This is a genomic window from Salinivibrio sp. MA440, from assembly GCF_001996265.1.
In the GTDB taxonomy this organism is placed as follows: domain Bacteria; phylum Pseudomonadota; class Gammaproteobacteria; order Enterobacterales; family Vibrionaceae; genus Salinivibrio; species Salinivibrio costicola.
In genome coordinates, this window is sequence record NZ_MUFI01000043.1 from 22,080 (window position 1) to 32,175 (window position 10,096).

At 51.1% G+C, this 10,096-nt stretch carries 9 protein-coding genes; 5 read left to right on the forward strand and 4 right to left on the reverse strand.

The features are described 5' to 3' along the window. Nucleotides 1-7: 7 nt before the first annotated feature. From BZG80_RS12675 to BZG80_RS12690, 4 genes are all read right to left on the reverse strand, one after another. Nucleotides 8-826 (reverse strand): ATP-dependent zinc protease family protein, encoded by an 819-nt coding sequence (locus BZG80_RS12675; RefSeq protein ID WP_077676696.1) that lies wholly within the window; start codon nucleotides 824-826, stop codon nucleotides 8-10. A 326-nt stretch (nucleotides 827-1,152) separates the two neighbouring features. Beyond that, the gene (gene cmoB, locus BZG80_RS12680; protein WP_077661269.1) at nucleotides 1,153-2,124 is read right to left on the reverse strand and encodes a tRNA 5-methoxyuridine(34)/uridine 5-oxyacetic acid(34) synthase CmoB; all 972 of its coding nucleotides are present in this window, start codon (nucleotides 2,122-2,124) and stop codon (nucleotides 1,153-1,155) included. A gap of 171 nt (nucleotides 2,125-2,295) precedes the next feature. After that, on the reverse strand, nucleotides 2,296-3,024 hold the full coding sequence (gene cmoA, locus BZG80_RS12685; protein WP_021022363.1) for a carboxy-S-adenosyl-L-methionine synthase CmoA: 729 nt from the start codon (nucleotides 3,022-3,024) through the stop codon (nucleotides 2,296-2,298). A 134-nt stretch (nucleotides 3,025-3,158) separates the two neighbouring features. Beyond that, nucleotides 3,159-4,028, reverse strand: coding sequence for a DUF72 domain-containing protein (locus BZG80_RS12690; RefSeq protein WP_077679506.1), 870 nt, complete (start codon nucleotides 4,026-4,028; stop codon nucleotides 3,159-3,161). Nucleotides 4,029-4,305: 277 nt separating this feature from the next. Here BZG80_RS12690 and aspS point away from each other — a divergent pair, with 277 nt between their 5' ends. The 5 genes from aspS (at nucleotide 4,306) to ruvB (ending at nucleotide 9,781) form a co-directional block, all read left to right on the forward strand. After that, nucleotides 4,306-6,099: an aspartate--tRNA ligase gene (gene aspS, locus BZG80_RS12695; protein WP_077679507.1), complete on the forward strand. Its 1,794-nt coding sequence runs from the start codon at nucleotides 4,306-4,308 to the stop codon at nucleotides 6,097-6,099. 109 nt (nucleotides 6,100-6,208) lie between these two features. Beyond that, nucleotides 6,209-6,955, forward strand: coding sequence for a YebC/PmpR family DNA-binding transcriptional regulator (locus BZG80_RS12700; protein WP_077460427.1), 747 nt, complete (start codon nucleotides 6,209-6,211; stop codon nucleotides 6,953-6,955). Continuing rightward, the gene (gene ruvC, locus BZG80_RS12705; RefSeq protein WP_021022886.1) at nucleotides 6,956-7,477 is read left to right on the forward strand and encodes a crossover junction endodeoxyribonuclease RuvC; all 522 of its coding nucleotides are present in this window, start codon (nucleotides 6,956-6,958) and stop codon (nucleotides 7,475-7,477) included. It abuts the gene before it with no gap. A gap of 657 nt (nucleotides 7,478-8,134) precedes the next feature. Then, nucleotides 8,135-8,764 carry a Holliday junction branch migration protein RuvA gene (gene ruvA, locus BZG80_RS12710; protein WP_021024357.1) on the forward strand — a complete coding sequence of 210 codons (630 nt, stop codon included), beginning with the start codon at nucleotides 8,135-8,137 and terminating at the stop codon, nucleotides 8,762-8,764. 3 nt (nucleotides 8,765-8,767) lie between these two features. Further along, the gene (gene ruvB, locus BZG80_RS12715; protein WP_077661274.1) at nucleotides 8,768-9,781 is read left to right on the forward strand and encodes a Holliday junction branch migration DNA helicase RuvB; all 1,014 of its coding nucleotides are present in this window, start codon (nucleotides 8,768-8,770) and stop codon (nucleotides 9,779-9,781) included. Nucleotides 9,782-10,096 lie beyond the last annotated feature (315 nt).

The following is a 10,096-nucleotide window of genomic DNA, read 5'->3' on the forward strand; positions in this document are numbered from 1 at the left end:
GTAAAGCCTATTCTTGTAGAGCCGATTCTTTAGACGCTGATGGCGGCTGACGATCATCATCACTAGGCTCCGGGGGAGTGTCCGGCTGATATTGCGGATGAATGTGTACTTGGCTGACATCTACCACGGCTAAATCTTTAAAAAACGAGCGGCCCAACAATACGGGGTATTCCATATTGGTGCGATCCGCGAGGGTAAATTCGGTTTTTTCGTGAATGTTACCTACCCGGATCCACGCTTCAACCACGGGGCGGCGGTCAGTTTTATCGGTCGATGATTGCCGTATGAGAACCCAGCGCTTTACGGGCATTTCCATAAATACTGGCTGGTCATTGTTTTCACTATGATTGACATTAAACTTGACCCAGGTGTCACCATCGCGCTCAAATTCTTGAATATCTACCGCATTGAGTGACGAGGTTGCTGCGCCGGTATCTACGCGCGACTGGAAGGTGCTTTTGACTTCATCAAACCAAACCCACTCACGTCCGCCGAGGACCACTTTGTCGTTATTCACGGGCACCCGGACCACTTTTTCTTGGATTTTAACTTCCGGTTTTGGGTTGGCAAAATTGGCATATAGTTTGGCTTGAGTACGCTGAATAATAGTCAGTTGGCTCTCGAGCGCCGTGACTTTATCTGTCAGCTGAGTCAATGACGCATCGTGTTGGGTAAAAGCATCAGTCAGGCTTTGCCGCTGTTGCTGGCTCTGGGTGGCAACGGTATTGAGTTTATCCAGTGTTTCTTGGTGTTGCTGCTGAGAGGTGAGCATGCAACCGGACATCGTTAATAACAACACACTGATTAGTGAGCAACGAAAAAGCATCTAAGTCTCCACTGCATAGAAGGATGGCTACTGGCCGTATCGCCTCAAACAATGGATCAAAAGTGAGGCTGAGCGCAGATTCTAAAGGATGCGACCAAGATGGATAGAGGGATTCTGTCAAATGTTAGTCAGAATTGACTAAACGTTGATTATATCAACGCTATCGGTGAAAAATTGCCCGAAAACAGGCAGTCGCGCCCTTGTGCATAAAGTGAACAACAATAAAAGGGCGCAGATCGCGACATCAGCGTCAGCATTGCGTGTGCTCTAGGTCAAATTAACTACACTAGGTAACATTAACCACAGCACACGCCGCCTGGCGCGATTTAATCAGGATTGCGTGCCACTAAAATTGCGCGTTTAGGCGCCGGATACCCTTCGATGGTTTGCGTCGGGTCATCTGGGTTTAGATACTCTGGCAACGAGTTATGGGTCATCCACGCTGTGCTGCGCTGCTCATCGGTGGTGGTGACACATTCATCGACAATACGGACATCGACAAATCCGACTTTTTCCAACCACACTTTGAGCGCACGCGCCGAAGGGAAAAAGTAGACATTGCGCATTTGTGCATAGCGGCCTGATGGCACCAATACAGCGTTTTCATCGCCATCAATCACCAAGGTTTCCAGTATCAGCTCACCGTCTTTCCCCAACTGATCTTTGAGTTGCATTAGATGATCGAGCGGCGAGCGACGGTGGTAAAGCACGCCCATGCTAAACACGGTATCAAATGCACGCAGGGCAGGGAGTTTTTCGATTCCTAAGGGCAGCAGATGCGCGCGTTGGTCATTGCCCATTAAGCGACGGATGGCGTCGAACTGCATTAAGAAGAGCTCAGAGGGATCAATACCCACGGTCAGAGCCGCCCCTTCACCCAACATCCGCCACATGTGGTAGCCATTCCCGCAGCCGACATCGAGCACATAGCGCCCTTTGAGCGGAGAGATATGGGGAAGCACCCGATCCCACTTCCAATCCGAACGCCACTCGGTGTCGATATCCATACCGTGAACCTGATAAGGCCCTTTGCGCCATGGGTGAAAGCTACGGAGCAGATTTTCTAACTTTTTACGCTCACCGGCAGGCAAGCTGGTGGCATCGCCAATCTGGACCCTATCTTTTAGCTCCACCTGCTCGGGCGCATCGGTCGGGATTTTATTCAGCACTTTTATCCACTTTGGCATATCGCCATGGGGCTGGGTTTGCCACTCCGCCAATTGCGCCGGCAGAACTTCTAACCAATGAGAGAGACGGTTTTTGGCGATCAGTTGATAAAAATCGGAAAAATCAAACATCAGATTACTCGTACTTAATGGCGTGTTTCGCTGAATCAAAGGGTTGACTGGATCAAGGGTGTAACTCGATCAATGGTGTAAATAGATTAATGGTGTAACTGGATCAATGATCTAAATAGATCAATAGCGTACCGGGATGACGGGACGCATCGCTTTATGTCATCGCTTATCTTATTTAATCGCGAACATCGACCCAAAGTTAAAACATTGAAACCACATGGCGACACTGCTAAAACCAATCTCGCTCAATCGCGTTTTATGGGTATCAATGCTATCTGGGCGCATCACGTTTTCTAGCGCACTGCGTTTTTGACTGATCTCAAGCTCGCTGTAACCATTGGCGCGTTTAAAGTCATGGTGCAAGTCAATCAGCAGTTCATTGGCGGTTTCGTCTTCAAAGCAATACTTCTCCGACAAAATCAGGATCCCGCCCGGTTTTAATCCTTGATAGATGCGGGTGAGTAGCGCTTGGCGATCGTCCGGGCTTAAAAATTGTAGGGTAAAATTAAGCACCACCATGGAGGCATTAGTGATCGTCACATCGCGAATATCAGCCTCACGCACCTCAACATCGGCAGCGCCGCGATAGGCATTCACATGCAAACGGCAACGCTCCACCATCGCTTGTGAATTATCAACCGCGATGATGGTACAGCTATCATGAGGAATATGGCGGCGCATCGACAGGGTGGCAGCGCCCAACGAGCAACCGAGATCGTAAATATGGCTATCTGGCGTGGCAAAGCGTTTCGCCAGCATACCAATCGCCGAGATAATGTTGCTGTACCCAGGCACCGAGCGCTGGATCATATCCGGGAACACTTCGGCGACATTCTCATCGAAGGTAAAGTCGCCCATCTTCTCAATCGGCGCCGCGAAAATTTTATCCTGATTAGCCATATAAGCCCCTACAAATCAGCCCAGCTGGCCAGTGTGAGCACCTGACGCCAGCAAACCCTATCGCAAAAGCGGCGTATTGTAGTGAATTTTTCAGCGCCTGTCTGCACGGTGAGCGCGCACCTTGCGTGGATACACTAAAACAGTGCCCCTTGCTGACTTTGCGCGGCGCGGGTGACTGAAGCCAGTGGCGTTGATAAATCAAGACGTTGATACAAGCGTGCCGCGAGCGCCGGGGCCTGGTCGTTATCCGAGGTATGAATCATTAAATAGGGCGTTTTGCCCGCGGCTATCCATTGAGATAAACGTGGGATCCATGGTTCAAAAAATGCGCTATTGTCTGCCAGCTCAGGATGACCAATAAACCGCACCATAGGCGCATCGCTGGTGGCAATCGCATGCACGGGGACACGCGGCTTTTTCTTTTGTGCATCAATCACCGCTGGCGTGTCCGGTTTCGCCGCGAACACAGGACGACTGTCCATGATCACTCGGTTGGCATGATGGGCGATCAAGAGTCGATTCAACGCTTTCTCTGCCTCTCCTTTGGCAAAAAAAGCCGGGTGCCGTACTTCCACGCCGATAAAGATATCCGCCGGTAAGCTTTGCAAAAAGGCGGCCAGATCCGGCAAGCCTTCAGGACCAAAGCGGGCCGGCAGCTGAATCGTCCACTGGCCAATTTTATCATGGAGAGGCGCCATCAAATGAATAAAATCCCGCGTTAAATCTTGCGCATGGCGCAACTGGCATTGATGGGTAATGGTTTTGGGAAACTTAAAAGTAAATTGGAAAGTGTCTGACGTCGCGGCCGCCCAATTCGCCACCGTCTGTGGCGACGGCGACGCGTAAAAGGTGGTATTGCCCTCAACCGTATTGAATACCTCTGCGTAGCGGGCTAAACGCTCACCCGAACGGGTACCTGGAGGATAAAAATGGTGCTGCCAACTGGGATGAGACCACTGGGTCAAACCAAGGCGCAACGGCGGATCGGACAGTTGATGTAGCATCAGAGACATGGCGTCGTTATGATTGGTCAATACACGTTGCGGTAGCCTAATCGCAACCGGGGAAAAAAAACATATGAAGGAGAAACAGAATAAAAACACGCGATCGCTTTACCAAGAGCGGGGCTTTTCCTTTATAATGGCAGGTCTTTGACAGTAACGGCAGTCGCGGGGGCGTACCGTCAGGTACGACAAAGGCTGTTGTCGAATTTCCCTCAGAATTGACAGGCTTGTGCCCAAGGGGGCAAGCAGAATTATCAGAACAGATCAGGAATAGTCTATGCGCACCCAATATTGTGGTCACCTGAATAAAGCCCATGTCGGGCAAGAAGTAAGTCTTTGTGGTTGGGTTAATCGTCGTCGTGATTTGGGCGGCTTGATTTTTATCGACATGCGCGACCGAGAAGGTCTGGTGCAAGTTGTGATTGATCCTGATATGGGTGACGTTTACGAACATGCCAATAAACTGCGTAACGAATTCTGTGTTGCCATTCGTGGTGAAGTCCGTGCACGTCCAGACAGCCAAATCAACCGTGATATGGCCACCGGCGAAGTCGAGGTGGTGGCGAAAGGGTTGGAGATTATCAACCGCAGCGCACCGATGCCGATTGACTTTAACCAGTTTATCTCTGAAGAGCAGCGTCTTAAGTACCGCTACCTCGACTTGCGTCGTCCAGAGATGAGCGATCGCATTAAACTGCGTGCCAAGGCTACCAGCTTTGTCCGTCGCTTCCTGGATGAGAACGACTTTTTAGATATCGAAACCCCGGTACTGACCAAAGCAACCCCGGAAGGTGCGCGCGATTACTTGGTGCCAAGCCGCGTTCACAAAGGCAGCTTTTATGCCTTGCCACAATCGCCACAGCTGTTTAAACAGCTACTGATGATGTCCGGCTTCGATCGCTATTACCAAATCGTGAAGTGCTTCCGAGATGAAGACTTGCGCGCGGATCGCCAACCAGAATTTACCCAAATCGATATCGAAACCTCGTTCATGAGCGCTGAACAAGTACGTGACGTGACCGAGCAAATGATCCGCGAAATGTGGCAGTCGCTACTCAACGTCGATTTGGGTACCTTCCCCATCATGAAATATGAAGAAGCGATGCGTCGGTTTGGCTCTGATAAGCCAGACTTGCGTAACCCGCTTGAAATCGTCGATGTGGCCGACATTGTCAAAGATGTTGAATTTAAAGTCTTCTCTGGTCCAGCGAACGATGAAAAAGGCCGCGTGGCAGTCATCCGCGTGCCAGGTGGCGCCAGCTTATCTCGCAAACAAATTGATGAGTACACCCATTTTGTTAGCATTTACGGCGCCAAAGGCTTGGCATGGATGAAGGTCAACGATCGCGACGCCGGCTTTGACGGTATTCAATCGCCCGTCGCCAAGTTCCTTAACGCGGATGTCGTGGAGAGCATTCTGTCACGCACTGACGCGCAAAGCGGGGACATTATCTTATTCGGCGCCGACAAAAAATCGGTAGTCACCGAAGCGCTGGGCGCATTGCGTGTAAAATTAGGTTTGGATCTTGAACTGACCGACACCCAAGCTTGGACCCCGCTGTGGGTAGTGGACTTCCCGATGTTTGAGGAAGACGACGAAGGCAACCTGCACGCCATGCACCACCCATTTACAGCGCCAACTGACGTCACGCCAGAACAGCTAAAAGCCAATCCAGCCGCGGCGAACTCCAATGCCTACGACATGGTGATTAATGGCTATGAAGTTGGCGGTGGCTCGGTGCGTATTCATAACCCAGAAATGCAAGCAGCCGTCTTTGAGACCCTAGGCATTGACGAGCAAGAGCAGCGCAAGAAGTTCGGTTTCTTGCTCGACGCGCTAAAATACGGCACCCCACCACACGCAGGTTTGGCATTTGGTATGGACCGTTTGGTGATGCTGCTGTCTGGCACTGAGAACATTCGTGACGTCATTGCGTTCCCGAAAACCACAGCCGCAGCGTGCTTGATGACGGATGCGCCAAGTATTGCCAATGACGCCGCGCTTGAAGAGCTAGCGCTCAGCATTACCGTGGCAGCCGAGCAAAACGAACAAAGCGAACAAAGCGAATAACGTTACCTTAACGTCATTTCATCAACGCGCCTCAGACTGAAAAGCCAAGGCGCGTTTTTTCTGATTACTCCTTTCACGTGAGGGGAGCGCAAAAAAACGGAGAATCGATATGGCAGGTCACAGTAAGTGGTCGAATATTAAACACCGTAAAGCCGCTCAAGACGCGAAGCGCGGTAAGATTTTCACCAAACTGATTCGAGAATTAGTGGTTGCCACCAAAGAAGGTGGTCCCGAAGCAGAAACCAATCCACGCTTGCGTGCGGCGGTCGATAAAGCGCTATCTAACAATATGACACGCGACACCATCAACCGAGCGATCACACGCGGAGCTGGCGGTGATGGCGACGACAACATGGAAACCGTGATTTACGAAGGGTATGGCCCAGCGGGCACCGCGGTGATGGTGGAATGCATGACCGACAACCGCAATCGTACCGTGTCAGGTGTCCGTCACGCATTTTCCAAATCTGGCGGTAACCTAGGCACTGACGGCTCGGTCAGCTTCCTATTTGATAAAAAAGGCGTTGTGACCTATGCGTCTGGCCTGGAAGAAGATGACGTCATGGAAGCGGCACTCGAAGGCGGGGCAGAAGACGTGGTCACCTATGACGACGGCTCAATCGATGTCTACACCACCCCCAATGATTTTGGTACCGTCAAAGATGCCCTCGATAAAGCCGGGTTTGAAGCGGAACGCGCCGAAGTGACCCAGGTGCCATCGACCAAAGCCGAGTTAGATGCAGATACCGCACCGAAGTTACTGCGTCTTATCGATACGTTAGAAGACCTTGACGATGTGCAAGAGGTCTATCATAACGGGGATATCTCGGATGAAGTGGCAGCGAGTTTAAGCTAAATGACCATTATACTGGGGATTGACCCAGGTTCGCGGATCACCGGTTATGGGGTGATCCGCCAACAGGGGCGGCATCTTGAATACCTCGGTAGTGGGTGTATTCGGACAGAAACCGACGACTTACCCGGTCGCTTGAAGCATATCTATGCAGGGGTGAGCGAAGTGATCACCCAATTTCAGCCGGACAACTTTGCCATTGAGCAAGTATTTATGGCCCGTAATGCCGACTCGGCGCTTAAATTGGGCCAAGCACGGGGCAGTGCCATCGTTGCGGCGGTGAATGCCGATTTACCGGTATCTGAATACGCAGCAAGGCTTATCAAGCAAGCAGTCGTCGGCAAAGGTAGCGCGGATAAAAAGCAAGTGCAGCATATGGTCACCCACATGTTGAAACTCAGCGCCACCCCCCAAGCCGATGCCGCCGATGCCCTGGCCGTGGCGATTTGTCATGCCCACACCAACCACACCCTGATCGCCATGGCCGGCAAAGCCAACGCCGCCCGCCGCGGCCGATATCGGTAAAAGCGCTTTTTACTCTTGAATACAGAGCGCTTCGCTTACGGAGTACGGAAAGAGACGAGACGCTTCGCTTCTAGAGGCTAGAGACTAGATAAAGCAGATCATGCTCGCGCTGARGCTATTGCTTTTTCTGTACTCTGTATTCCGTCATCGGTATTCGGGATCTTGAATACAGAGCGCTTCGCTTACGGAGTACGGAAAGAGACGAGACGCTTCGCTTCTAGAGGCTAGAGACTAGATAAAGCAGATCATGCTCGCGCTGAGGCTATTGCTTTTTCTGTACTCTGTATTCCGTCATCGGTATTCGGGATCTTGAATACAGAACGCTTCGCTTACGGAGTACAGAAAGAGACGAGACGCTTCGCTTCTAGAGGCTAGAGACTAGATAAAGCAGATCATGCTCGCGCTGARGCTATTGCTTTTTCTGTACTCTGTATTCCGTCATCGGTATTCGGGATCTTGAATACAGAGCGCTTCGCTTACGGAGTACAGAAGAGAGCAGAAAGCAGTTCCTAGGCCCTAGGACCTTTATCGACCAAAGCTGGCACGATATGCTCTTTCCGTATTCCGTATTCCGTATTCCGTATTCCGTTAATTCGACTGGATATACATCCAGTTATTCTTTATCCTGAAGGGAAAGTAACAAACAGAGAATCGATTGTGATAGGCCGATTACACGGAACCCTGATAGAAAAGCAGCCGCCGGAGATTTTAATTGACGTAAACGGCGTCGGTTACGAAGTGAGCATGCCCATGAACTGTCTATATCAACTGCCGGACGTGGGTGAGACGGCCACTGTGTATACCCACTTTGTGGTCCGTGAAGACGCGCAATTACTCTATGGCTTTAGTGGCAAACGCGAGCGGGCGCTGTTTCGGGAAGTGATCAAAGCCAATGGCGTGGGGCCTAAGCTCGGATTAGCGATTTTGTCGGGAATGACAGCCAATCATTTTGTCGACAGTGTTGAGCATAACGATGTATCGACCTTGGTGAAAATTCCCGGGGTAGGGAAGAAAACCGCGGAACGCTTGGTGATTGAAATGCGCGACCGGCTTAAAAACTGGGAAGCATTCGATCTCTTTACCCCGCATACGGATGCGGCTACTGGCGAGGGGGCGGCCACTCGTCCAGCTCCGACCACGGTCTCAACCGCGGCAGACGAAGCGGTGAGTGCCCTGGTCGCCTTGGGCTATAAAGCGGCACAAGCAGAAAAAGTGGTAAAACAAATTGCAACCGATGACATGAGCAGTGAAGACGTCATTCGTCACGCGCTGCGCTCGATGGTGTAACCCATGATAGAAGCTGATCGTTTAATTTCGGCGCAAACCACGCCCGATCGCGAAGATGAAGTGATTGACCGCGCGATACGCCCCAAGTTACTAGATGACTACCAAGGCCAAGACCACGTGCGTGGGCAAATGGAAATTTTTATCCATGCCGCACGCAAACGCCAAGAAGCCCTGGATCACCTGCTGATTTTTGGCCCGCCCGGCCTCGGTAAAACCACTTTGGCCAATATTGTTGCCAACGAAATGGACGTGAGTATTCGCACCACCTCAGGCCCCGTGCTAGAAAAAGCCGGTGATCTTGCCGCCTTGCTCACCAATCTAGAGCCTCATGATGTGCTGTTTATCGATGAAATTCATCGCCTAAGCCCAGTGGTGGAAGAAGTCTTGTATCCCGCCATGGAAGATTACCAACTGGATATTATGATTGGTGAAGGGCCAGCCGCCCGCTCGATTAAAATCGATTTGCCACCGTTTACCCTGATTGGCGCCACCACCCGTGCGGGCTCACTGACATCCCCCCTGCGTGACCGTTTTGGTATTACCCAGCGTTTGGAATACTACAACGTGCGTGATTTAACCGGGATTGTAAAACGCAGTGCGCATTGCTTGGCGTTGTCGATGGAAGACGAAGGGGCCGAGGAAGTGGCGCGTCGTTCACGTGGTACACCACGGATTGCCAACCGTTTACTCCGCCGTGTGCGCGACTTTGCCGAAGTAAAAGGCAGTGGCCACATCTGTCCCGACATCGCCCAGCGCGCCTTGGATATGCTGGACGTTGACAGCCAAGGGTTTGACTACATGGACCGCAAACTGCTCAACGCCATTATTGAAAAATTCGATGGGGGGCCGGTCGGCTTAGATAACCTGGCCGCGGCGATTGGTGAAGAAAAAGACACCATTGAAGATGTGATTGAGCCTTATCTGATCCAGCAAGGCTATTTACAACGCACCCCGCGTGGCCGAATTGCCAGCCAGCGCGCCTATCTGCATTTTGGCTTTGATGTGCCCAAGGTGTGACAAAAACCGGTCGAAAGCTTAACTGAGATCAAGACATTTTTTACCAAAACCGCCCCATTGACCGCCAATCAATGGGGTTTTTTGATCTAGATTAAGGTTATGTAGCACGTGACCCCTTATCGTTACTCTCATCTGCTGACAGTTACAGCCAACCAGAGTGAGATGTGGCTTTGAATTACAGCCAATAATCACCTGGTTTCTTTGTGGTTAATCACAATTTTACACCTTGATGTCGATGCTTTGTTGTTTTTGCAACTGACTCGACAAACCCGGGAAAAGGCGATTAACGCACATAAGTTACGTCTGTAATATTAG